The sequence below is a fragment of the Hymenobacter sp. YC55 genome, assembly GCF_029433095.1.
Lineage (GTDB): Bacteria > Bacteroidota > Bacteroidia > Cytophagales > Hymenobacteraceae > Hymenobacter.
This window is the reverse complement of record NZ_JARNTX010000008.1, coordinates 18,296-40,615: the sequence shown is the minus strand read 5'-3', so window position 1 is coordinate 40,615 and position 22,320 is coordinate 18,296. Positions and strand designations below refer to the sequence as shown.

The following is a 22,320-nucleotide window of genomic DNA, read 5'->3' as shown; positions in this document are numbered from 1 at the left end:
CAATGTAGTTATTCAGGCACTTATGTACGTATTTAAGTACAGAAGCGGCTGCCAGTTTTTCCTAGGCAATATGGCGAAGGGGAGAAGTGAATTTGTGTGCCCCGTTGGGCTATTCCATCGAGTCGTAGTATTCCTGGCCGTGCTGCGCGATGTAGTCCGCCACGGTCATGCCCAGACACAGCCGGATGAAGCTGTTTTTGGAAAGCGAGTCCCGCCATTGGTCGTGGCGATAGGCGGGCAAACACCCTTCACAGTGCCGGTTATTGGGCGCGGCCGGCGTGTAGGGCTTCTTGCAGTAGGCGCAGGGCACCGGCTCACGGTTCTTGCTATGCCACTCGAAGTAATTGTCTTGCCCTCCGAAGTAGCCTTTGTAGTATTTCATGGCAGGGAGGAGTAAGAGGATTCCTGAGCCAGCAGCCCCCGCACCCGTGCAAGTTCCTCGGGGGCGTGGGGCGTACCGCCGTCATTCATTTGTAGGTACCAGTTGAGCACCTCGGCCCGGGTCTGAAGCGCATTGACGTTCAAGCGCACGCCGGTCACGTTCGGGGCCTTGATGATAGTATCCTCAAACTCGGGGTAGAGCTTCCCAAACGCGGGTATCTCGCCGCGCAGGAACCGACGAATGGCCGTGATTCGCTGCAACCCATCGACGCAGACGAAATCATTGTAGGCCCCAGCTTTGACGCCATAGTGCCAGCCGGGTTGGTTGAAATACATGGTTAGCCCGGACTGGCCCCCGCGCAGGCAGTATTGCATAAAGGCAGATTGCTGGGCCTCGGTCCAGACGTGGCCCCGCTGGAAGTCGGGCACCAGGTTCAGGCCCGACTCCTGCTCCCATTCGGTCAGTACGCGGTCCATGCTACCTAGCCGGTAGTTGCACTCCCAAGTGCCGGACCCAATAAGAGGGGGAATGTCGCAGAATTTCATGCGCCTGTGCTAATACTTTTTTCCTGCTCCAGCAACTGCTGCACGCGGGCAATCTCGGTGCTCGTGTGGGGCGTGCCGCCCGCGTTCATTTGCAGGTACCAGGTCAGCACCTCGGCCCGCGTTTGCAGGTTGTTGATGTTGAACACCAGCGACTCGGAGTTGCGGGCCTGGCGAATGGGTTGGCCGAAATCGGCCAACAGCTGACCAAAAGCCGCTACTTCGCCTCGCATGAAACCACGTAGCGCACTCAGACGCTGCAAGCCATCAACGCACACAAACTCGTCGTAGGCCCTTGGCTCATTGGTGGCAGCTTGCCAGCTGGGCTTATTGAAGTAGATGGTCAGGCCTGATTTGCCCCCAGTGAGAAAATACTCCAGATACGCGCTCTGCTGAGCTTTGGTCCAGACGTGGCCACGCTGAAAGTCGGGGTTGAGTTGCAGCAAGTAGTAGGAGTCCTGCTCCCGGCGGGTAAGCCAGCCGTCCAGGTCCTCCAGCGGCATATTGCACTGATAGGCCCCGCCGCCGATGCGCTGGGGAATGTCGGAGAATTTCATAAGCTCTGAGTGAAGTTCCTGTGCGTAATCAGATACACAAATCCGGCCACAAAAGCCCTTATCGGCCGGTGATACAGCTTTTTATTCAATTCACTTCCTTCTGCACAGTCCTGTAGACGCGGAAAGACCCGCTCACTTGACAGTGAGCGGGTCTTTCCTTAGTATGCCAGCCGGCGAACCGGCTCTATTCCGGGCCCTGACCTGGCAGCACAGGGTTCACAGGTACCTCGCCAGCCCATACGTTTTCCAACCGGGGCTCTAACTCGGCTACCTCGAAGTTTGCGGCTAAGTCAGCGGCAGTGTCTTGAGTGTTTTTAGCGTTGTCCATAACAGTATTATGAAGTAAAATGAGAAATGAAACCGGTGTACCCGCTAAAAGCCTGTTGTTGCGAGGCGACCGGGCTTGTTAGTTTAATGGGTGCGCAGCTACTAGCCGTTTCCGCGGCCCGTCTCTTCCCAACCGCCACCTGGAAGGCTCGGCTCCGTTTCGCCAGCCCATACGTTTTCCAGCCGGGGCTCCAACTCAGCTACCTCGAAGTTTGCGGCCAAGTCAGCGGCAGCAGTTTTAGTGTTGTCCATAATAGTATTATGAAAAAGTTAAGTGACAAGTGAAGAATGAAACAGCAACCGGCCCACTCGCTAAAAGCCTGTTACTGAAGAAATGAAACACATTTCTATGGCAATAATAGCCAATAAAAGTTCAGTATAATGCTGTGCTTATTTAGATACTTGTCGGAAATAAATTCTTCCCCTAAAATATCTTTTTCCTTGTGTCTGAATAAGCACAGAGAATGTATCTTAATAAGCACACCACAGCGTAACTTGGGGCACTTTTTATACTCTACCGCCCCCCATGCGCCGCATATTTTTATTTTCAAGTCTGGCCCTTACCGCCGGCACCTGTTTTTTCCGTTGGCCCTCCTCGCGCAGGGCAAAGCAACCGTTCGCCAAGCCCCTAAACCGGCTGCCGTGGCCAAAGCCCGCCCCGGTGCGGTCGCGCTCACGGTAGGCAGCTGGACCGGCCCAATGGAAATTGCCGCCACCACCATTGTCATGGGGTTGACCATCAGCCGGCAGGGCGAGAACTATACCGGCTCCTTCGACATTCCCGGCGGCACCATACGCCACCGCCGGCTGCTGGTCAGCGAGCGTACTGATACGTTGCGGCTGATGGAACCCAGCCTCAGCTTGGAGCTGACCCTGGCGGATTCGCCTGATGGCCAACTATTAACCGGGGAATACAACTGGGCGGTTCTTGGCATCAGGCCCCCCGTACTCTTTCACCGGGGCACGCCGACTGCAACCGCCAATGCGGCCAAGAGCAGCCGCGCCCCGCTTGGCCGCTCGGCGTACTCCACGGCCTGGGAAAAAGGGGACTTGGAAAACGGCAAGCCGGTGGGCCTGTGGAATTACTACAAGCAGGACGCGGCCGGCAACTACGTGCTGGCTCGCTCCTACAACCATACCACGCGCCAGCTGGAGTTTGCGCGGCCTGAAAACGAGGGCTACGACGCCGAAGTACGGCCCGGCGTCTGGGAGCGCGTCATTCTCACGCAGGCCCCGTGGTTTATCGGCAAGCACGATGCGCTAGTCACCCTGAGTAACAAGGTGCAGTATCCTTCTCAGGCCCGCGCCCGCCGGGTCGAGGGCAAGGTTTGGGTGACGTTTGCCGTGGACACGCTGGGTCGGGTGTCCGACCATCGGATTGTCAAGGGCCTAGGCAACGGGTGCGACGAAGAAGCGCTGCGCGTGGCCCAGACGTTCCCCGACACGTGGACGCCCGGCCGGCTGGGTAGTAAGGCGGTGGCGTCCCGGCAAACCTTCACGATTTCCTTTAAGCTCAACTAGGCGAGTCCGCTCACTGAAAAGGAAAAGGCCCGGCTATATCAATATAGCCGGGCCTTGACGCGAAACAGAGATTTTGCTGACTTAAATGATTTCCTCAGGTGGTGAATACCTTGCGGTTAAAAATAGTCAGCAGGTCAGTACCGAGCCCCCCGGCAAGATGCATAATGCGATCAGCATCCGGGCCGTAGTAGCGTAGGCCTATCATGGGAACCAGGATCACCCAATCGCCCTCTGATGGCGGCACAACCTGTGATTTCCAGTGCGCTATCAACTCCTTACCGCCCGGCGACTGCTGTACCGCAGATGCGGCCTGCTCGCGAATCTCTTCTACAGTTTCGCTAAGGGCCTCCCACGCCGGCCCCGCTTTCTTGAGGCCAACCCCGCCCACTAGCAGTAACCCCTGCTCATCTTCCACCATGAATAAACACCCATCCGGTACCTCGGCCACCCGCACCGAAGCGCTCTCTATCGCGGGCCAGGGTGCTAGCCCTTGGGTGAAAAGCAGCTGCCAAAAGTTGGATTCGGCCGGGGTCGTAAGTGCTGGCTCCACTCCCTCTGTCGGGGAGGGCAAGCCCTCGTGATTAATATAGCAAAGGAAGTTTGCCACGCCTCCCGGGGCCGCTGTTCTGTGAATAGTCATGGTGCCTTATTGAGCCTTGTTGAGAAAAGAGCAAACAACATTATCGGCCTTCGGGCCCGGGTAGACCTTCGCCAGTTACACCCGGCGGCAGGTAATATTTCCCGCATTCTGCTTTGCCGCCCCGGCCCCTTCCGCGCCTGACCATCGCTGGTAAACGTGTTGTCAAATTAGCGTTGTACGACCTGTTCAGCCGCACTTACTAGGTGCAAATTTATAGAAGTAGGAGAGAATGCAGTGTAGGCAGCCAAGCGCTGAGCCCCCCTACACGCTGCGCATGTTACTTGCTGGCCTGAATCTGGCGGGCAACGTAACTGCGGGCGCTTGCTACCACGGCCTGCCGCACGTCGGAGAATCTTTTGGTATCGCTCATAACGGGTGAGTATACTCTGACCTTGATATGGCGTTTATTCGGCTTCGTAATACACGTCCCTTTTTTGCACCACTGTTCCGGGGGGCAGTAGTCTGATAGCCTTCACAAAAGCGCTTTTCATAGCTTCAACCGGCTTTGTCTTGGGCGGGTATCGAGCGGGCCGCTTATACGCTCCAGCCCGGACGAAACCGCGCTTGAACCTACTGGACGGGGCGCTGGGGTATCGTTCAGGTCGTTCATTCTATTGGCTTATCGGTTGAAACCAAATAATCTGACCAGGAAACGGCCCAACTGGGGAAACAAGGCACACAGTACGAAAGTGAGATAGAACGTGCCGCCCGCTATTAGAAGCGTTTTGAACAGGACTAGGAGCAACATCATTAAACTAGGGTTCATAGTCGTTGGGTGCAACAGCGTTGTACTAAAAATAGCCAAATGTGGTACCAAGTGCCTTATGTCGCGTCGCGCTGATAAATCACGGCGGGCTTTCCTTCTACCACGGCCCAGATGCGCAGCAAGTCCGGCTCACCTACCTCGTGTTCATCGTCATGGCCCGCCGCTTCGGCCTCCCGGCGGTACTGCGCCTGGGCCTGCACAATGGCCTCGTCGGAATCGACGGCGCTCACCGTGACGGTATAGCCCTGCTCGTTGTCCCAAATTTCGGCAATGACGGTAAAGGTTTTTTGGGGCACGGGGGCGTAATTACCGGCCTCGGCCCGCCCCGCCACCAACTCGGCCCGTAAGGCGGTCAGCACTTGCGCTTGCAAGTGCTGCACTCGCTCAGCGGCGGTATTACCGCCCACCGCGAAAACGCCGGCTTCGTACCGGATGGCTTCTGCCTGGGCCTCGGCCAGGTATATTTCCAACTGCGCCAGGGTGGTAAAGTGTACGCCCCCGTCCGCCCGCGTGCCGATGGTGTGCAGCATGGGTTCGGGGCTGTGGCCGTTGATAAAGTCGAGCAGACTCCCGGAAAAGACGGGGTTCCAGTTGTTGCTGCCGGCAAATTCGCGCTCCACCACCACTAGCTCCATCCCGTCGAGCTTATAACGGAAGCTGGTGCCCAGCCCCCCACTCGTGTCCTGGGTCACGAAAGCAGCATGTTGATTGGCTTGCTGGAACGCCCCCGCGCCGCTAATGCCGGTTTGGAGCAGCATTTCCCGCAGATACATGGCCGCTCCGGACGGGTAGCCGTCAAAGTGAATAAAAAGCGTGGTGGCCGGGTTCCGGTCGTCAGCGGCAAAATGGTAACTGGCTCGGGTATTCATACTAGGCTGATTTTAGAAGGAAAGGAATGGTTAGACAATGGCAGGGGCAGGAGGCTACTTCGGCTTGCCTGGCGTTCAGCATCTGCTGGCGCAATTCTTCGGCCTGCCCGGCGGCCAACCAGCCTCCCATCGCCACGATGCCCTCCTCGTGGCGGAGCCGGCGGGCCTCGGCCTGGGCATACTGGGCTTCGAGCGTTTCAAGCGTGGCATATTGCACGCGGCCCCTGCCGAGCGGGTCGGGCCCCAGGACGTGCAGCATGGGCCCGTGGGCATTTACCAGTTCCAGCACCGGCCCGTTGAAAATTTCTTTCCACTGCGGCAGCTCCGGCCCGCACAACTCCTCGACCTGCACCGTATCGCCGGCGAACGTGTAGCGGAAGCTTATGCCCGTCTGGTTGCTGGCCCCAAAAGCGTATCCGAAATTGGCTTCCTGGAAGGCATCACCCGAAACCGCGCCCCCGTCGAGCAGCATGGCCCGCAGGCAGTTAACGGCTCCGCTCAGATGGCCGTCCTGGGGAATGAAAAGCGTCGTGGCCGGGTTCTGGTCGTCGGCCGCAAAGTGAAAGGATGCGCGGGTAAAGCTCATGGGCGGCTGAATTATACCACGGCGAAGGCACATGAAAGCGAAAGGTAAACCGGCTCAGTTCCGTTGCCATTCGTGCGTATGTACGTACAAATATAAGGCCAATAACGGCTTTTTTTCAGCTGTTTAGGTGAAGGTTATTTGCTTTTTCAACTTTCTTTTTAGCGCGCCGTTCGGCCTTTTGTCGCTGGGCGTAGGCCTCGGCCTGCTGGTTGAGGGGAGTAAAGAAAAGCACTCGGCTCAGATTGTCCACTACGCGGATATTACAGCGACTCAGCCCCGTTGCTGGTGTGTCTATTCAGGTACACAAACCCGGCCAGAAGCCTTGGTTACTTCGCCTAACGCTCCTTTTATTTCCTTCCGGCATGGGCCCGCCGCCCGGTGTCCGACCTGGCCCTGTTCGTATCGGCGCACATACCGGCCCAAACCTTCTATCTTTGAGTAGTTGCCGAAATCCACTTCTGCCCACTGCCTTCCTATGCGTATGCTTCTTTTTTCAACCGGCTTGCTGCTGGTCCTGCTTATCGTCGTGCTGTTATTCAACACCTTACGCTTGCCCAACCACCAACTCGCGCCGGAAGCAGCCGCGCAGAAACCAGACTTGGACCCAGTTGTTACGGTCGAGCACCTGGCCGGTGCCCTGCGGATTCCGTCTGTGTCGCACACCGACTACGCCCAAACTGATACCGTGCCCTTCGGCCAGCTGCTCACTTACTACCGCCAGACTTTCCCGCTGGTGCATGAGCGCCTGCGTCGGGAAGTGGTAAACGATTTCGGCCTGCTTTACGAGTGGCCCGGTTCGGACCCCTCCCTCAAGCCGCTTTTGCTGTTGGCGCACCAAGACGTAGTGCCAGTGCTTGAAGGCACTGAAAAGAACTGGACGCGCCCGCCCTTCGCCGGGCTGGTTGCCGATGGCTTCCTCTACGGCCGGGGGGCGCTCGACGACAAGCTCAACGTCATTGGCCAGCTCGAAGCGGTGGAATACCTGCTGCGTACGAATTACCAGCCTCGGCGCACCGTGCTGCTGGCCTTCGGACACGACGAGGAAACCCACGGTAAGCTAGGGGCGGCCGCGCTGGCCGACCTGCTCGGCCGCCGTTACCAGCAACGGCCAGCCCTGGAAATGGTGCTCGATGAGGGCGGCCTTATCAAAACCGATGGCGTGGCGGGCCTCGCCCAGCCCGTGGCGCTGGTGGGCGTAAGCGAGAAAGGCTACTTGAGCCTGGAACTGACGGCCCAGGGGGCCGGCGGCCACTCGTCTATGCCCCCGGCGCTGACGAGTGTGGGTCGGGTGGCCGCGGCAGTGGCCAAGCTCGAAGCCAATCCCTTCCCGGCCCGGCTCGACGGCGGCGTAAGCGCGCTGCTGGCTTACCTGGCCCCAGCCGTTCCGTTCGGCCGTCGCATCATCTTCGCCAATCAATGGCTGTTCGGGTTCCTTATCAAAAAGTCGCTGGTGGCCACACCCTCGGGCAATGCCGCCCTGCGCACCACGACGGCTCCGACCATCATCCGGGGTGGCGAAAAAGACAATGTGCTGCCGGCGTCGGCCAGTGCCACGGTGAATTTTCGGCTACTCCCCGGCGACTCAGTGGAAGCCGTTATCGCCCGGGTCAAGAAGCTGATTGACGACCCTGAGATCAAGGTCAGCATCCTGGGCGATGGACGCAGTGCCTCGCCCGTGTCACAAACTGACAACGCCGCCTTTACCCACCTGCACAAAACCATCAAAAGCGTGTTCCCGCAGGCGCTGGTGGCCCCCTACGTGGTAGTAGGGGCCACTGATGCTCGCTCTTACGCCCACCTGGCTCCCCAGGCAACCTACCGCTTCATGCCGCTTCTCATGGCTCAGACCGATATCGACCGGCTCCACGGCACGAATGAGCGCATCGGCACGGTCGCCTATCAGGACGTAATCCGGTTTTATGTGCAGCTGCTGCGCACTGACTTGTAATCCCCTTTCTCTCAAAGCCCAAAAAGCCTGGTTACTGCGAAGTAACCAGGCTTTTTTGCGTCTAACTAATTGTTTTAGCCGGCCTTGGGCCACGGCAGTTGCCGGCGGGGCGTGGCCTCGTACTTGGCAAAGCCGACCTGGTGCTCGCTGGGGCTGCTGCATACGTTGGTGGGCAAGGGGTCATAGGCCATGAGCACGAACCCTTCGGCCAGCAGCTGCTCCCGAAACGGCCCGAACCACTCGTTTACCTTGCTCAGGGGCCACACGCCGCAGTAGTGGTAACCGGGCTCGAAACCGGGACAGTCCACGTGTACCTCGGGTAGAAACGCCCCCGTCCGCCCGCAGTAGGCCGAAATGGCATCCCGCAGCGCCTCGGGGCAACTGGAACTGAACGGCCCCCGCCCGGTGGCGGGGTGTTCAACGCGGTACACAGTCAGGCGGCTCATAAACAGGCAGTGGGGAATAGAAACAAAGATGCCCCCTCCGGTCGGGAAGGGGCACACTGGTTGACGGCTACGCTCCGACCTACTCGACCACGGCGTTCTTGTCGTAGGCTTTCCAGTCCAACTCGCCGCGCTCGCCGCCTTCTTTTTTGCGTAGGAAATATACTTTATCGTCCTCCTGACGCTTGCCGAACGTTACGTCTCCCCGGCAATCAAGGCATTTCACGCTCACGTACTTATACTTGTTTTGGGCCACGCGCGCCGTCAGCGTCAGGTTAGTCGAGCCACATAGGCCACAGGCCGGCACGTCGTCAAAGCTCAAATGCTCCGATTCCATTACAACCATATGCAGGTCGTTGCCTTCCACAACAAAATTGAAGGTGCGCTTGCCTATTTTCTTGGTGATGAATAACTGCATAAGGGAGAGAAAAAAGAAGGTTGATGTGCTGATGTAACTACAACAAACAAGCCATAAAAGCCGATTTAAGCGCTAATAAGACAGTTTATTTGCTTGAAAGAAATCTTTTATAGTCGCTCGACCGGCGGGTAAATTCTTAGGCCAGCTCGGGCAGGGCAAGCAGGTTATTTTGGACGGGCAGAAACAGTTGGCTCCCGCGTCCAGCCACCATGAACAGGTCTATTTTGCTTGCTCCGGCCTGCTTGGCAGCCTGGTAAAAGGCGCGGTAATCCCAGCCGCTTTCCTTGTCTTTGAGCACGGGCTCCAGCGCTGGTTCCGGAGTTGTCTGCGGGGCCGTTTCCTGCGTGCGCACTCTGCGCCACGCGCTGTTCTGGCCGCTGGTGCGTTTCTCCTCGGCGGTGAGTTGACGGAAGGGGCGGAAAGTAAAACCTTTGAAGCGAAAACCTTTCATGGCAGTTGGAGGGGGAAAGAAAGCCAGCGGAGTTACCGGCCCTGGGAATAGTGAATGGAAACTGAAGAAGGGCGCTAGGCCACCACGGCCGCGGCCTGGTACTCGTACTCGGGGTTGTTGCGCACGCTCTCGAATGACACCCGGTACTCGTCGAAGTCCTTTTCGGTAGCCGGCCGGCAGGTGAGTCCGTCGCGGCGCATCGACCAGACGGGGCACCCGTAGCCAGCAGCCGGCGAGCCCTTGAGAACGGAAGCCCTCAGCACGCCCGCAAGCAGCGGAAACTGTGGGTCCAAGTAGCCCAGCGTATGCTCTTTCCCACTGGGGGAACCCAACACGACTAACTGAATTTTGCCGGTGGCAACTACTGCGGTGGCGGGAATCATGGAGGGAGCATTCATAAAAGGGGGCTGAGTATATGTCTCTGTCTGTGCGTATATAGATACAAAATTAGTGCCTGAAACTACTTTGAGGCCATCTGTACTCTCTATATTTTGCATAAAAAAACCGGCTCTCCTCCACGAAAAACCGGCTTTTCATCCCCCACTGCCCCCTTATTCTGCGGCTTGCCCTAGCCGCTGCCGCAGTGCGTCAATTTGCTCAGCTGCTTCGATGCCCCGCCCCCCGTTGGCGTCAAAGGCGGCTTCTGCTGTTTCCAGCTCGGCCTGGGTCTGCTCCACGTTGGCTTGCACCCAGTCGGCATAGCCGCGCTGCGTGTCGCCCTGGCGTACTTCATCCTGCCACATCACGTAGTCGAAATAGGCGTGCGGGTCGGTGCGGCTGTACGACTGCGCCTCTACTTCCGGCTGGGCGAAGGTGCGGGCCGCTATTGCGTCAATATCATCGAGCATGATGGTTAGGCGCTGGCCCTGGTCGTTGATGGCTTCGGCCGACCCGAACACGTAGCGTAATTTCTCATGGCCCACTTTTTTGAGGATTAGCACCTGACCGGGTGCCAGCAACGGGTAAGAGTCGTAAAGCAGGTCAGTGTCCTCGTCCACGTCCAACCCTTCGTCGGCGTTAAGCTCGGGGTCGGCCACGAGAGCGAGGTACTCGGGCAGCGTGGCATTGAGCAGCGAATCCTCGTGGCGGGACACGTAGCCCGACTCCACCAGCTCCTCGACCGTTACCCGGTTCTTAAAGCCGCCGTCCTCCTCGTGACCATACGCGGCAATCACGCGCTGGCCGTCCTCGATTGTCTCGTCCACGGTGCCGCCCAACAGCAGGACCAAGGCCTTGAATTCGGCGTAAGCTTGTTCGTCTTTCAGCAACACGTAGTTGGTGATTACGGTGCCTTCGTAGTTTGCCATTTTCAGGGAAAAATTGGGGCCGGGCAACGTCGCTCGGCTCTTAATAAATAGCCATTACCACGCCATAAAGGCACTTTTTGACCCCAAATACCCATTTTATTTCCCAAAAAATTACCCCGCTACGGTGCCGGTAGCGGGGTAAGTCTGGGACATTGATTTAAGGGCCGGCTAGGCGTAACGCTCGTTTACAATCTCCTTGAGATTATCGCCGTATTCTTCCCGTAGATACTTGGTCAACTGGGCTAGTGTCTGGGTTGGTTTCCGGGGAATGGAAAACATGCTGTTTGGGTCACAGGGCTTGCCTTTGTCCTCTGTGAGAGTAAACACCCACTTCGTTTTGCACATACGCTTTAGGCGCTCCTCGTCTTGTTTGGCGTATTTGGCTTTGATCCACTCCTCCAACAACAAGTCCACGTCGGTTTCGAGGCTGTGCGCATAGGTGAAATCATCCCCGTTAGCCATCTTTAGGGCGGTTTTAATCAGCGGCTGCTGCTTGGTCCAGGCCTCGTACTGGTCAAGAAAAACCTGGTTGGCGCGGCTTTCTTTGAAATACTCCTCATCCCCCTGCGGCGACTTGCGCGGCTTGGCGTAGGAGCAAACGTTCGTAGGCCCGCCCGTGCCGTGGTTTTCGGCCGTGGCCCGCTTCACGCCGTCGATATACACGTCGGCCGTGAAGGCGTTGGTTTCGTCGGATAGAGAGGGAGAAAACGACACTTTTTTCAGTTCCAGTTTCATAGGGTCGGCGCTTGGGTTGGAAGGGGTGCCGGGCACCGTTGCCCGGCGGTTGAATAGTTGCAATAACTCGGCCCAAAACCGCCTTATCGAGTACGTGAGGGCACTTTATTTTCGGTTACAAGCCCCCTTTTCTCCCACTGCCTGACCCAATTTCAGCCCCCTAAATCGGCAGCAGCAGTGGGCGCACCCGGCTGCGGTAGTCGATGGCTGGAATCAGCTCGGGCTCGGTGCTGCCCGTGGGAAGCCAGCCGATGGCCCCACCGGACGTTTCAATTCCGGCGAGTTCAAGCAGCACGCGGTAGAAACTGATTTGCAGTGAATACAGGTTGTGCTCATGCTTACCCAGATCGGAAAACACCCCTTTAAGCCGCCAGGGCTGCCGGTCGCGCTCGCGCCCTATCTTCTTCGAGGTTTTCCAGTCAATCACGTAGAGCTTGCCGCTGGGCTTGTGCCGGGCCAGCATATCGAGCGTACCGCACCAGCCTTGCTCCTCCTTCCGCTTCCGCCGCAGCCACCGGCGGCCCCGTCTAGGCGTGCCGCGCCAGCTGGGCGGCGTATAGAACAAACGTAGCTCCTGCGCTACCGCCTCGTAGTTGGCCAGGCGCTTGCCCGCCAAAGACAGAAATTTGAGACAGCGCAGGCTTACCTCGCCGTCTTTGCTAAACAGGTCGGGCGGCGTGGACAGCAGACCCCGCTGGTAGTCATAGTGGCGCTCAATGAAAGCGTGCGTCTTAGTGCCGATATCGGCCGCCCTATTCCACTCCGCCAAGTACTCCTGTGCCGGACGGCCGGACATAGCCGCGCAGCTCGCGGCCCGTTCTTCGCGGTTGAATGAGTCTTTAAACTGTTCCAGCCAGGCACTAGCTCCGGTCAGCTCCCGCCGCCCAAAAAAGTAACGGTGCTCGGTGGGCTCGAACCGAAAGCGCGGATCGGCAAAGGCTAGCAGCTTTTCTTCCAACGTGGCTTCGGCACTACTGGACACGGTATGAAAGGCAGTCATAAGAAGAAGGCGGGGACGGTAGGAATAGAATGGTTTTGTGTTTATATACGAACACAAATCACGCCATAATAGGTGGTTTGTTTGCAAAAAAACCACGACAACTACGGCTGCCGGGGTGTCTTACGGGCGGGGGCTTTCTAGGCCCCGAAGTTGCGTTCCTGCTGGGCATAGCGGTCGTCCTGATAGTTCTGCTCGTCCCTAGCCGCCCACTTGGCGGCCCGCCCGGGGAAGAAGTGTTCGGCCACGGCCTCCTCAGCGGTCTTGCCTTGCTGCTGGCATAGTTCCATGCCCTGCGCTAGGAGTCCTTCCAGTGCGGTCAGGTAGTCGTTCAGCGGTTGGGTAGGAGCGCCAGCGTCCAGCACATTAACGGCTTTGCGGGCCTCCGCTACGCGGTGCTGCACCCCGTACATAACCTCGCGCACGTTGTCGAGTCCGTGGCCTAGCGTTTCGAGCTGCTTGTTGTGCCGCTTCTTATCGGCCTTGCGCCGGGTGTTTTTTTCATCTTTCGAGAGGACGGGAACAATGGTGGTGAGCGTAGCAGTCATAACGGTAGAATTGCCGGCCGGCGAAGTTGCCGACTGTGCCTGAATAAATACACATATTGAACCAAAAAAGGCCTTTTCAGGCCTTTCAAGAGGATTATTTCAGTTTTAATCCGTTCAGCTTTTACCTGCTGGCTCAGTGGCAGCGCACTCCGCATTGGCTGGCCAGCCCAACAGAGTATGGCCCTGCTCACGCATCTTGACCACGGCGAAGGCCTCCACGGTTTCGATGTAGTCGCCGCTGTCCCAGTCCGTGTTCTTGTGCAGCTCCTCGAACTCTTTGGCCCAGCGGATAAACTCGCTGATGGCCTCGCGGCTGTCACCGTTATAGTACTTGCAGTGGCCGGCCGTGAAGGCAATGTCGGCTAGCGCTTCGAGTAAGCTCTGGTTATCCATCGGGGCGAAATAAAAAAAGGGCCGGCACCAGCGCCCGCCCATTACCTACTACACATACCGCACCATAAAGGCCCTTTTTAGGGGCGTCAGGGCCGTTTGTTTCAGGTTGCCCGACATTTCTTTACCCCACTGTCTGCCTGTAAAAAGCGTGCACGAAAAAGCCCCGACTGCTGACGCGGCCGGGGCGCTTGCCATCCGGGCAACTACAGTTCTTGCTGCTCGAAGATGCACTCCGCGAGAATCCACTCCCAATCTTTCATACACTCCTTCATCAGGCCCGCCAGCGAGCCGTAGTAGGCCTCCGCGTAATAATTGCGCCGCTCCTCGTTGTAGTCGGCCAGCAAAATGGTTGCCCGCACCTTGCGCCCGGAGCGTTTTTCTTTGAACTCGTAAATGCCTGGGGCCAGCTCACGGCCTTTCTGCTTGGTGCTGGAATCGGTGACAACCCAGGCGGGCATGGTAGGCTGGGTAGAGGGGCTGACGGTAGGTAGCATGAGGGGAAAATAAGGAGACTGGGCACCGGTGCCCAGTTGTGCGTATATAGTTACATAAACTACGCCAGAAAACCCCGTTTTCGCGGTTCTGAGCGAATTTATTTCACTTAAATCTGTTTGCCCGGCTTAGGAAAAGCGTTGTTTCGGGCCCGGAAAGCGAATACCATAAACAGGGCATACATAAACATACTGTACACACCCGGATAGCTGTAGCTGAACTCGCCCGGCACGGGGCTAAAGCAGATATAGCCCCCAACGGTTGCCCATACTAAGGCCACTAGTAGTAAGGCTTCACTTGCCCGTCGCCAAGTACGGTGAAATTGTAGCTGCGAGGAATTTTGGTTAGCTGATTTCATCCTATATAACTGGCCTACTATATAGAAAAGGCGTTTTTAAGTATATCCAAATAACTGGCCAATGTACTCTTAATTGAATTATCTAAAGTGGGCCGTCAGATTAAATTTAATACTATGTGCGTAAATACGCACATTATCTGCCCTATATTTACCACGTATTTCAACCAACTGTTATGATGAAAAAAATAATCCATACTCCGTTAGCTCTGCTGCTGGGTACCGCTATGTTCTTGTCAGCTTGCGACAACAAAACGGCCACTCCTGAAACTGCTTCCGTAGCCGGAACCGCAATCTCCTGGCAAGACGCCAGCGCTTGGACGGCGACCTATCAAGCGGCGCACCCCAAGGGCGTCCGGGCTTCGTTTTACAGCTCGAACGTGTTTAACACGTTGCTCGCTCAGCCGAATGCTACCGGTATCCGCATCTACAATGCCATCAATGCGGATGGCAAAGAATGCTTGGTCCTAGTGGGCGCTACAGCCACGACTGACTTGACGGGGGAGCATTACACCGCCTACGACAAAGGCAACACCTGCGGCGGGGATAAAAACTGTCCTGAAGACAGCCCGCTGAGCCGTACTTCCGCGGCTGGGCCAACCCGTTCAGCTAGTGTAGCATCCGCTGAAACAGCGGGGGCCGCCATCAGCTTACAGGAAGCCATTGATTGGACACGCAATTATCAGGCGCGCCATCAGGGCCACGTGAAGGCCTCTTATTTTCGCACCGATGTGTTTAAAACACTAATCAACTTGCCTTCGGCGTCGGGTATCCGCATTTACAATGCGACCAACACCCAAGGCCACGATTGTTTCGTCCTTGTGGGGGCAACTGAAAACCGTGACCTGACGGCGGAATCTGATCCCGTCTACGATAAAGGCAATACCTGCGGTGGGGCTGAAAACTGCCCCGTTGACAGCCTGCTGGTGTATGCTCGCAACCCCGGGTTGAAGTAAAAAAGCGTTACCGGAGAGTATGCAGAAAGGCCGCTGTGAGGAATCACAGCGGCCTTTTCTATTTGGGTTACTATTTGCGCCTCACTGTCGCTGGGCCGGGCTGCCCTGCTACGTCTTTCAACGCCCGCCACTCGGGCGGCAGAGATGCTCCAGGTTGCTTCATTGCGGGCTGCATCCCGGCGGCTTGCAGCATCTGCACTACAAAGGGCGTGTCCAGTTCGGCCACGGGCCGGCGGGTGGACCCGACGAAAGTAATGTCGTTGAACAGGTCGCGACCACCGCTGGCGAAATGCAGCACATATAGGTTCTCATATGTCTTGCGGTCGGTGTAGCGCGTAAACAGGGTCAGGACGCCTGGCTCAATGGGATACTGCTGGCACACTTTGATGGCCAGCGTTTGGTGGCACCTAGCCAGGCCTGGGCCCCCGTCGATGAGTTCCGTGGCGATGGCCCAGCCCAGCGCCGGGGCCACCATTAGTTCGCAGCTGGCTGGCTGGCGCTTCTCATCGTCATAGAGGTGAAACTGGGGCACGTGAACGACGCACGGCATCTGTAGTAAAGCTTCCATATCGAAGTAAAATTAGTGTTCAGCGGCCAGCGGCCAGCTTGGCCTGCACGCCGCGTTCGTACTCCTCCACGGCCTCCACAGTTTTGTACGGGTTCAGTTCCTGCCGGCACGCTTGGCAGTAGTTTCGCCACCCCGGGCAGTGGTTGCAGCGACCGACTGCGTTCACGTACTGGCTAGTCGTGATGGGCTTTGTGAAAATGCGGCGGGGTTCCTCCGGCTTATAGTAGATATTGGCCACGGGCAGGATAGAAAAGAAAGGAGTTTACCGCTAAAGGTAAGCCGTAGAGCCCGTTTTTCGAGCGTCCGGCACAATCATTTGTATTTGTATACGCACAAGCTAAAAAGCTGGTTTTTGGTTCTGACCTCCACCCCACGGCCTAAAAAAAACTACCCGGCCGCAGGGTCCGGGTAGCGTTGAATTAAGCCGAGTCAATCCGGGCTGCGGGTGGACATTGCCCAACCTATTTCGACCGTTTGGGCGGCATGAGGAAGCCTTTGTTGCGGCCGTGCTTTTTAAATTTTGTGTCGGGCAGCACCTTTATGTCCAGCGTCACGGGCCCGCAGGCCGTGAGCGTGAGCGCCAGGGGCGCGTACCCCATTGCGCTCACTGAAATCGTGGGTTGACCGCGGACGGTGGGGGGCAGCACGAAAAACCCCAACTCATTGGTCACGACCATAACATTCGTGCCCCGGACGCCGACGCTGGCCCCGGCCACCGGCTTGTCTGCGGTCTTGACGTGGCCGCTGAACGCAGTAGCACAGCCTATGCTGTCAGCAGGGAGCAGAACTGCCTGCGCCCTGACCAGACCGGGAGCAGTCGCCAACACAAGAAAGAGGGAGTGAGGTAGAAAACGCATGGCAGCGGGGACGGATCAGCGAACGGAGGAGGAGGAAGAAACAAGGGACTGGAGTTGGCGCACGGCGCGTTGCAACTCCGCAATTTGGCTGGCCGTTGCCGGGTTGTCGTGGGTACCGGCGGCGCTCAGCGTGGCCAAGCCCACGGTCAGCCGGCCGTTTTCGGCCCGTAGCGCCACTAGTTCCTGGTTCATGGCCCCGAGCTGCCCTTCCAGTGTCTGGATGCGCTGCTGCTGCTCCTGAAAGCCGCGGGTGAGCACGGGAATCAGCTGGCCATACTCCACGCGCAAGGTGCCTTTGGCATCGTAGTCGCGCAGCACCATGCCCGGGTAGACGGTATGCAGCTGCTGGGCAACGAAACCCAGCCGTAGCGGCCCAAGCAACGCCCCGGATACGGGCGACTGCACCTGGTAGCGCACCGGCCGCAGCCGCAGTAAGCTGGCGGTGGCCGTCTGCAAGGGCTCGATGTTCCGCAGCAGGCGCGCGTCGGCCAGATTGCGGTCGAGGTTGCGCTCCATGTGAAACTGCTGGGCACTGGCCGGGCTTGCCGCCCAGCTTAGCAGCAGCACCCCGAAAAAGGAGAGAGCCGCCCGCATCCTACAAAGGGAGTTTATCGTCGTCGTCGGAAACCACTATCTGGCCTTCGTTTGGCTCCTCTTTTTCCTCACCCATCTCCTCCGCCTCCGCGTCCTCGGCCCCGGCGTTGGCGACCTCCCCCTGAGCGGCGTCCTGTTGCTCCGGGCCTGCGTCCGACACCGCTTTCGCCGCCTCCTGGTCTACGCCGGCCTTATACACGGGCACGTCGAGCACGTTGGCGTTGTCGGCGGTTTCGTCGGGCTCATCGCCCTGGTCGAGCCGGCGCAGGTTTTCGCCAAAGAAGTGGGCCGTGCTGGTGCCCTCGGGCAAGTCCAGAAAGGAGGGCACGCTGTCCAGCTCCACCAACACGCCGAGTTCACCGCCGCGGTGGAAGTAGCCAACCGCCGTGCCGGTGCCCAGCGCGATGCCGAAGCGGACTACATCCACCCGGCCATTGATAGGGGGACGGGGCGATTCGCTGGCCCAGTCCAAGACATTGGGCAGCGCGTTGCGGTCGGTGGTGCTGACGTATTCGGGCAGCGGATTCTCGCGGCCCGGGGCGGGGCGCAGGGCTGGAGTAGTGGATTCGAGGCTCATAAACGAAAGAAAAAGAGGGAAAACGGCGAGCAATCAAAAAGCGAGCCGTCGTGCGTACATAGATACACAAATGTACTGGCCTTTTGCCCTCTTCCTAAGCGTGCGCGCAGAAAAACCCGGGTGAAATTCTGAATCAGCGGGAATAGACGCTGCGCTACGATTTGGTGCGCAGCCAGGCCTCGGCTTGGTCGCGCGCCTGATTGATCTGTTGCATACGCTCGGCGCTGCCTCCCACGTCGGGGTGGTGCCGTTTACTGAGCCGGTGGTGCGCCCGGCGCACCTGCTCACTCGTCACGGGCCACGGGATGCCCAGCACGGCTACCCAGGCTGGGGGCGGCTCCACCGGCTCGGTGTTGTCGGGTGGCGGCGGTGCCGCCGGCCGCTGATACTGGTGAAACTGCTGCCGGCGGGGCCGCCCCCCCCGCAGCCTTTCCTGCTCGGCCTGTACCAGGCCCAGCCAGCTGGCGGGCCGCCGGGGCCGGGTTTCGGTGGCCGCCGCGCTGTGGGTGGCATTATTGACCTCCGTGTTCTCGCGCAGCCATTGGTTCCACTCCTCGCGCAACCGCTGCACGTTGGGTCCGGCATCCACGTGCGCTCGTTCGGCGCTCAGCCAGCCCAGGTGCCAGAGAATGGCCAGCCGCAATCCTTGAGCGGGCACAGGGCCCGAAATCGGTTCCAGCGCCATCGTATGGAGCAAATAATCCAGGTAGTCACGGCCTTCGCTGGTGCGCAGGCTGCTCACGGCCCGGCCGGAATACGGGCCAAAGGGCAACTCGCAGTCGGGATTGATGCGGCCCGGAGCGCTAGACCCGCAGCGCGGGCAGGCAACGGCCCACAGATCCGGGCCGATGGCGTGGGCCACGGCCCCGGCTACCCAGGTACCGCAGGCGGGGCAGTGGACGTGGTAAGCGGCCGCGCTGGGCTCAGCGTGGGCAGGCACATGGGGCGGGTAGGGCATCAGGTGGCGTTAGGCTACTGGCAAGTTACCCCCGCCCCGTTTCATCTCAACGCCCCTGGTAGCCATATTTTCCGTGACCGGCGTATGATTCGCCCCAACCGGGCAGATCGGCTTCCTCCAGTTCCTCGGGCAACTCGGTGAGCAGCTCCCAGCTGCACCGCTCTGGCGTGTAGCCCTGGGCGTCGGCCCACTCCTCCAGGCTCTCGTCGAGCACGAGGGCCCGCTCGGCCGCCTCCCGCTCGAAAAAGTCACCGGGCGCAAAAACGGGCCACGGGTTGCGCTCGTTACCGAAGCGGAAGCATACCGACAATTCGACTACCGGGCGGTTATCAGGGCAGGGATGGACGTTGGATAAAGTTATAGAAAAGAGGGTTGTTAAGGGGCGTCGCGCCCACCCAACAAGTACACAAATCAGACCAGGAGCCTGCTTTTCGTACTTGAAAACGCACAAAAAAGGCCCCCTTTCGGCGGCCGTTTCGGTGGGCTATTGACGGGCCTCAAGCGGCCACCGCCTCGCCAAACTCCTCCAACCGGAACGCGGCCAGGTGAATGGCCTTTAGCTCCTTGACGCGCTCCTTGGCAAACGCCTGCGCCTCGGCGGTGGCCGCTTGCTGTTCCAACTCCATTACGTGCTTCATCGCATCCCCGGCAAACACGCCTAACTGGTACTGCGTGTAGAAGCCCACCGGGCCATACTCGTAAAGCGCCACGGCGTGCAGCATTTCACCGGGCTGGCTGTTGATAAAGTCCACCAATGGACCGGCAAAGATAGTTTTCCAGCCTTCCTCGAAATCCACGAGCCGCTCCTCGGCCAGCAGGCACATATCCTCGGTCAGTGTGTAGCGAAAACTGGTGTTCGAGTACACATCATGCCCCGAAACTAGGCTGCTCTGGGTGTTGGCCCTGATAAAGGCTACGGCACTGACTCCCTCGCCAGCTCGCAGCATAGCCCGTAAGTAGCGGGCCGCCCCTTGCGCGTCTCCATCCAGTTGCAGATAAAGCGTGGTAGCTGCTGGGGCTGGGGCTTCACCGATAAACAAGTACGTGGCGCGGGTAGACATAAAAAAAGGAGGTAAAAAGCAGGCTTCGTTGCCGGCTGTGCTTATTTAATTGCACAAACCACGCCGAAACAGCCTTTTTACCTTCCCTTAACTATCTTTATTTCAGGACATTAGCACCTTCTTTGCCCCACTGCCTACCTTGGTTAGAGAGCGTTTTCTTTCTTGAGCCGGTCGGCCTGAGCCGTCGCCTGCTCGCGCACATAAGCCTGGCTTTGCACATCGAGCACGTGGGCCGGGCCCTTGCCGGGCTGCATTACCGTCGAGTAGTAAGCGAATACCTCCTTGCCTTCCCAGTTGGTGCTGGTCGCCGTCTGGGTGCCCGGGCCGAACAGGTACAAGGCCTGCTCTTGCAGGGCCGCGCGGCCGGCTTCAAAGGCCATTGCCTCGAAGGCTACGAATTTGCCGTCCTTGAACACGTAGAACGAGTAGTAGTCGTTGGGCGACTCCTGCTTGCGCTTACCGAACCAACCAGGCTCGGTCGTGCCCTTCGGGTAGGCGTACGTTTGGGTGCCCGGCTTTTGGGTGGCCGTTAGCTCCAGGCCGGGGAAGGCGCTGAGCGGATCGCCAAATTTATGGCCGGGAATACCGCCCAGCGAGTCAGCTTTGGTGCCAGGGCCGCGGACGGCTTCCGTAGCGGCTACGGGAGCGTTGGCGGACGTGCCCGATTCCTGGGGACTGGAACAGCTGGATACGAAGGCCCCAACTCCGGCGACTAGCAACGAGAAGTAAAAAGTACGAGACATAATGGGGACCCGCAGCCGGGCAGTTGGGTGAAATGATAAAATAGTTTTGTGCCTATCGGCGCACAAGTATACACCCCCGGCACGGTTGTTGTTCCCGGCCGTTCTGTCAGTTCCCAATCACGTTAGCTAAAATCTTCGCTAATGAAAAAAGCACGGCTCCTTTCGGCGGCCGTGCTTTTTCGTTAATAATCAATTCGTTGTGGCTGTTTTCTCGGCGGGTAATCAGTGAAAATTTTTGCCAATAGTTTTAGCGGAAATTTTGTCTGCTTTTTGAAAAAAAATATTAAGCTCCTACCGGCGCTGCATCTGTAATCAGCTGCGTCCACTCGCCCTGCGCGGCCAGTTCGGCCCGGGAATAGCTGCTGAGCCACTCCCCCTCCCCAGTCCGGCGGCCGATGTAAAACGTGTCACCCGGGGACCCGTCCTCGCTCACCTCCTCGTAGAGCTGATAGTGGCTGCCGGCGCGCACTACCTCGGGGCCCGCTACCAGCCATTTGCGGTCGCTGGTCCACTCGGCCGACTCGCTAAGTGTTTCCTCGGGTAGTGGCGGCGTGAACTGGAGCCGCAGCGCTGCGCCCCCCGTCACGGGGTAGCCGCGGAACGCTGCCGGTCCCTGCCGTAGCTGGTAGAGCAGTTCATCAAGCGTGTATTCGGGCTCCTGCCCTATGAACCGGTAACTGGCCGCTTCGGGCACCCGCCCGACGTGGTAGGTGGCGGGCTCCGGAGAGTTACTCCAGCGCAGGGTTTGCAGGGTCTGGTCCAGCAGGTAGACCGGTCCCAGCGGCTCCCAGGTACGCCGAGCACTGGCCATTAGCAGCTCCTGCTCCGTTTCGGGTACCGGGTCCACTGCCCGCTCCACCCCCGAGAGGTCGTAGTAGGCTGCGCCCGTTTCGAGTGGCCGCAGATAACGGGGCCGAGTCTGGGCTAACTCATAAATCAGATCCACCAACTGCGGCCCGTTCTCATTGGGGGCCTGGGGAAGGATATCGCTCATACAAAAGGCAGTGGGGAAGGAAAGTGAATACGAACAGTCTTACAAAAAATTAGGCGCTTTCGGCGGTGAAGTCCAACTCCTCCGGGTGAGCGGTTGACGGCCGTAAACCATCTTCGCGTACCCGGGTCCCGCCGCCGCCACCCACCAGGTAGCTGTATTGCCGGCCCGGCCGGCGGTCGTTGAGGGCCATCACGCCGTAAATCCGCAACTGGCGGCCCGGCTTGAGGTAGGCCGGCAGCTCCGGGCCCACCCCAGTGGCCTCCACATAATCCCCAATGGCGTAAGCAGGCAGCGGCCGCTGCTGCGTCCCCCGGACTTTGGCCAGCCACGAACGGCCATCGGGCAGTGGGCGGTGGACCCGGACGCCGTACGCACCGGCGGCCAGGTAGCCCCGCTGCTCGACAGCGGCCAGGAAAGCGAACACCTCCTCGGCTTTGTCGGCATTGCCCCAGCGGGCCTCGGCCACGTGCCCGGCGACCTCGTGCAGGGAGTCGGCAAAGAAAATCGTCTCGTTGCGGTTGGGAATAAGCACTTCGTAGCGCCCGCTCAAGCGAGGCAGCGTAGCGACCTCCTTCTCCTTGGCCTGCCCCGCGGGAGAAGGTTTACGTAAGTGGGTCACGGTTTCGGGTAGGGTTATAGTATCGGACATGGGTGCGCAGATCTAGTGGTATGGAATGGTTTGGGAACGGGTCGTTTTCACCGCCAGCGGCCGTGATGCAAGTACTTGGTGTGCCG

At 58.7% G+C, this 22,320-nt stretch carries 32 protein-coding genes; 3 read left to right on the top strand and 29 right to left on the bottom strand.

Annotated features, from left to right (window positions below; genetic code table 11):
• Positions 1-109 precede the first annotated feature (109 nt).
• The 5 genes from P1X16_RS28040 to P1X16_RS28020 form a co-directional block, all read right to left on the bottom strand.
• Positions 110-382: a hypothetical protein gene (locus P1X16_RS28040; RefSeq protein WP_277235998.1), complete on the bottom strand. Its 273-nt coding sequence runs from the start codon at positions 380-382 to the stop codon at positions 110-112.
• Entirely contained in the window at positions 379-927 is a 549-nt protein-coding gene (locus P1X16_RS28035) for a DUF262 domain-containing protein (RefSeq protein ID WP_277235996.1), read from the bottom strand. Before P1X16_RS28035 ends, P1X16_RS28040 begins: the two co-directional genes overlap by 4 nt.
• Positions 924-1,481, bottom strand: coding sequence for a DUF262 domain-containing protein (locus P1X16_RS28030; protein WP_277235994.1), 558 nt, complete (start codon positions 1,479-1,481; stop codon positions 924-926). Before P1X16_RS28030 ends, P1X16_RS28035 begins: the two co-directional genes overlap by 4 nt.
• Before the next feature lie 184 nt (positions 1,482-1,665).
• The gene (locus P1X16_RS28025; RefSeq protein ID WP_277235992.1) at positions 1,666-1,809 is read right to left on the bottom strand and encodes a hypothetical protein; all 144 of its coding nucleotides are present in this window, start codon (positions 1,807-1,809) and stop codon (positions 1,666-1,668) included.
• A 101-nt stretch (positions 1,810-1,910) separates the two neighbouring features.
• The gene (locus tag P1X16_RS28020; protein ID WP_277235990.1) at positions 1,911-2,060 is read right to left on the bottom strand and encodes a hypothetical protein; all 150 of its coding nucleotides are present in this window, start codon (positions 2,058-2,060) and stop codon (positions 1,911-1,913) included.
• A 243-nt stretch (positions 2,061-2,303) separates the two neighbouring features.
• Here P1X16_RS28020 and P1X16_RS28015 point away from each other — a divergent pair, with 243 nt between their 5' ends.
• Entirely contained in the window at positions 2,304-3,329 is a 1,026-nt protein-coding gene (locus P1X16_RS28015) for an energy transducer TonB (protein WP_277235988.1), read from the top strand.
• A 94-nt stretch (positions 3,330-3,423) separates the two neighbouring features.
• Here P1X16_RS28015 and P1X16_RS28010 read toward each other — a convergent pair whose 3' ends face one another.
• From P1X16_RS28010 to P1X16_RS28000, 3 genes are all read right to left on the bottom strand, one after another.
• A complete protein-coding gene (locus tag P1X16_RS28010) occupies positions 3,424-3,900 on the bottom strand; it encodes a hypothetical protein (RefSeq protein ID WP_277235987.1) in 477 nt (158 codons plus the stop codon).
• Positions 3,901-4,791: 891 nt separating this feature from the next.
• The gene (locus tag P1X16_RS28005; protein ID WP_277235986.1) at positions 4,792-5,604 is read right to left on the bottom strand and encodes a hypothetical protein; all 813 of its coding nucleotides are present in this window, start codon (positions 5,602-5,604) and stop codon (positions 4,792-4,794) included.
• A gap of 1 nt (position 5,605) precedes the next feature.
• Positions 5,606-6,223, bottom strand: coding sequence for a hypothetical protein (locus P1X16_RS28000; protein WP_277235984.1), 618 nt, complete (start codon positions 6,221-6,223; stop codon positions 5,606-5,608).
• A 448-nt stretch (positions 6,224-6,671) separates the two neighbouring features.
• On the opposite strand from P1X16_RS28000, the gene P1X16_RS27995 reads away from it, so the two are divergent.
• Positions 6,672-8,138, top strand: coding sequence for a M20 family peptidase (locus tag P1X16_RS27995; protein ID WP_277235982.1), 1,467 nt, complete (start codon positions 6,672-6,674; stop codon positions 8,136-8,138).
• Positions 8,139-8,212: 74 nt separating this feature from the next.
• Here P1X16_RS27995 and P1X16_RS27990 read toward each other — a convergent pair whose 3' ends face one another.
• From P1X16_RS27990 to P1X16_RS27945, 10 genes are all read right to left on the bottom strand, one after another.
• Positions 8,213-8,584, bottom strand: a complete 372-nt coding sequence (locus P1X16_RS27990) for a hypothetical protein (RefSeq protein WP_277235981.1) — start codon at positions 8,582-8,584, stop codon at positions 8,213-8,215.
• A gap of 79 nt (positions 8,585-8,663) precedes the next feature.
• On the bottom strand, positions 8,664-8,999 hold the full coding sequence (locus tag P1X16_RS27985; RefSeq protein ID WP_277235979.1) for a hypothetical protein: 336 nt from the start codon (positions 8,997-8,999) through the stop codon (positions 8,664-8,666).
• Positions 9,000-9,135: 136 nt separating this feature from the next.
• Positions 9,136-9,450 (bottom strand): hypothetical protein, encoded by a 315-nt coding sequence (locus P1X16_RS27980; protein ID WP_277235976.1) that lies wholly within the window; start codon positions 9,448-9,450, stop codon positions 9,136-9,138.
• Positions 9,451-9,524: 74 nt separating this feature from the next.
• Positions 9,525-9,848, bottom strand: a complete 324-nt coding sequence (locus tag P1X16_RS27975; protein ID WP_277235974.1) for a hypothetical protein — start codon at positions 9,846-9,848, stop codon at positions 9,525-9,527.
• A 153-nt stretch (positions 9,849-10,001) separates the two neighbouring features.
• Positions 10,002-10,757: a hypothetical protein gene (locus P1X16_RS27970; RefSeq protein WP_277235972.1), complete on the bottom strand. Its 756-nt coding sequence runs from the start codon at positions 10,755-10,757 to the stop codon at positions 10,002-10,004.
• A 168-nt stretch (positions 10,758-10,925) separates the two neighbouring features.
• Positions 10,926-11,492: a hypothetical protein gene (locus P1X16_RS27965; protein ID WP_277235969.1), complete on the bottom strand. Its 567-nt coding sequence runs from the start codon at positions 11,490-11,492 to the stop codon at positions 10,926-10,928.
• A 160-nt stretch (positions 11,493-11,652) separates the two neighbouring features.
• Positions 11,653-12,492: a hypothetical protein gene (locus tag P1X16_RS27960; protein WP_277235967.1), complete on the bottom strand. Its 840-nt coding sequence runs from the start codon at positions 12,490-12,492 to the stop codon at positions 11,653-11,655.
• A gap of 137 nt (positions 12,493-12,629) precedes the next feature.
• Entirely contained in the window at positions 12,630-13,037 is a 408-nt protein-coding gene (locus tag P1X16_RS27955; RefSeq protein WP_277235965.1) for a hypothetical protein, read from the bottom strand.
• 114 nt (positions 13,038-13,151) lie between these two features.
• The gene (locus tag P1X16_RS27950) at positions 13,152-13,430 is read right to left on the bottom strand and encodes a hypothetical protein (RefSeq protein WP_277235963.1); all 279 of its coding nucleotides are present in this window, start codon (positions 13,428-13,430) and stop codon (positions 13,152-13,154) included.
• Between the two features lie 203 nt (positions 13,431-13,633).
• The gene (locus P1X16_RS27945; protein ID WP_277235961.1) at positions 13,634-13,924 is read right to left on the bottom strand and encodes a hypothetical protein; all 291 of its coding nucleotides are present in this window, start codon (positions 13,922-13,924) and stop codon (positions 13,634-13,636) included.
• Positions 13,925-14,453: 529 nt separating this feature from the next.
• On the opposite strand from P1X16_RS27945, the gene P1X16_RS27940 reads away from it, so the two are divergent.
• Entirely contained in the window at positions 14,454-15,233 is a 780-nt protein-coding gene (locus tag P1X16_RS27940) for a hypothetical protein (RefSeq protein WP_277235959.1), read from the top strand.
• 70 nt (positions 15,234-15,303) lie between these two features.
• On the opposite strand, the gene P1X16_RS27935 is transcribed toward P1X16_RS27940, so the two are convergent.
• The 11 genes from P1X16_RS27935 to P1X16_RS27885 all read right to left on the bottom strand — a co-directional run bounded on the left by P1X16_RS27935 (position 15,304) and on the right by P1X16_RS27885 (position 22,234).
• Entirely contained in the window at positions 15,304-15,801 is a 498-nt protein-coding gene (locus P1X16_RS27935; protein ID WP_277235957.1) for a hypothetical protein, read from the bottom strand.
• Positions 15,802-15,820: 19 nt separating this feature from the next.
• Positions 15,821-16,039 (bottom strand): hypothetical protein, encoded by a 219-nt coding sequence (locus tag P1X16_RS27930; protein WP_277235955.1) that lies wholly within the window; start codon positions 16,037-16,039, stop codon positions 15,821-15,823.
• Between the two features lie 223 nt (positions 16,040-16,262).
• Entirely contained in the window at positions 16,263-16,658 is a 396-nt protein-coding gene (locus P1X16_RS27925; RefSeq protein WP_277235953.1) for a carboxypeptidase-like regulatory domain-containing protein, read from the bottom strand.
• A 15-nt stretch (positions 16,659-16,673) separates the two neighbouring features.
• Complete coding sequence (locus P1X16_RS27920) at positions 16,674-17,252, bottom strand: tail fiber domain-containing protein (protein ID WP_277235950.1); 579 nt, start codon at positions 17,250-17,252, stop codon at positions 16,674-16,676.
• Between the two features lies 1 nt (position 17,253).
• Positions 17,254-17,829, bottom strand: a complete 576-nt coding sequence (locus tag P1X16_RS27915; RefSeq protein WP_277235948.1) for a hypothetical protein — start codon at positions 17,827-17,829, stop codon at positions 17,254-17,256.
• A gap of 154 nt (positions 17,830-17,983) precedes the next feature.
• On the bottom strand, positions 17,984-18,787 hold the full coding sequence (locus P1X16_RS27910; protein ID WP_277235946.1) for a hypothetical protein: 804 nt from the start codon (positions 18,785-18,787) through the stop codon (positions 17,984-17,986).
• A gap of 46 nt (positions 18,788-18,833) precedes the next feature.
• On the bottom strand, positions 18,834-19,097 hold the full coding sequence (locus P1X16_RS27905) for a hypothetical protein (RefSeq protein WP_277235944.1): 264 nt from the start codon (positions 19,095-19,097) through the stop codon (positions 18,834-18,836).
• Between the two features lie 187 nt (positions 19,098-19,284).
• Positions 19,285-19,848 carry a hypothetical protein gene (locus P1X16_RS27900; protein ID WP_277235942.1) on the bottom strand — a complete coding sequence of 188 codons (564 nt, stop codon included), beginning with the start codon at positions 19,846-19,848 and terminating at the stop codon, positions 19,285-19,287.
• A gap of 143 nt (positions 19,849-19,991) precedes the next feature.
• On the bottom strand, positions 19,992-20,591 hold the full coding sequence (locus tag P1X16_RS27895; RefSeq protein ID WP_277235941.1) for a hypothetical protein: 600 nt from the start codon (positions 20,589-20,591) through the stop codon (positions 19,992-19,994).
• A 283-nt stretch (positions 20,592-20,874) separates the two neighbouring features.
• Positions 20,875-21,585, bottom strand: a complete 711-nt coding sequence (locus P1X16_RS27890; RefSeq protein ID WP_277235940.1) for a hypothetical protein — start codon at positions 21,583-21,585, stop codon at positions 20,875-20,877.
• A gap of 49 nt (positions 21,586-21,634) precedes the next feature.
• Entirely contained in the window at positions 21,635-22,234 is a 600-nt protein-coding gene (locus tag P1X16_RS27885; protein ID WP_277235939.1) for a hypothetical protein, read from the bottom strand.
• Between the last annotated feature and the right edge of the window lie 86 nt (positions 22,235-22,320).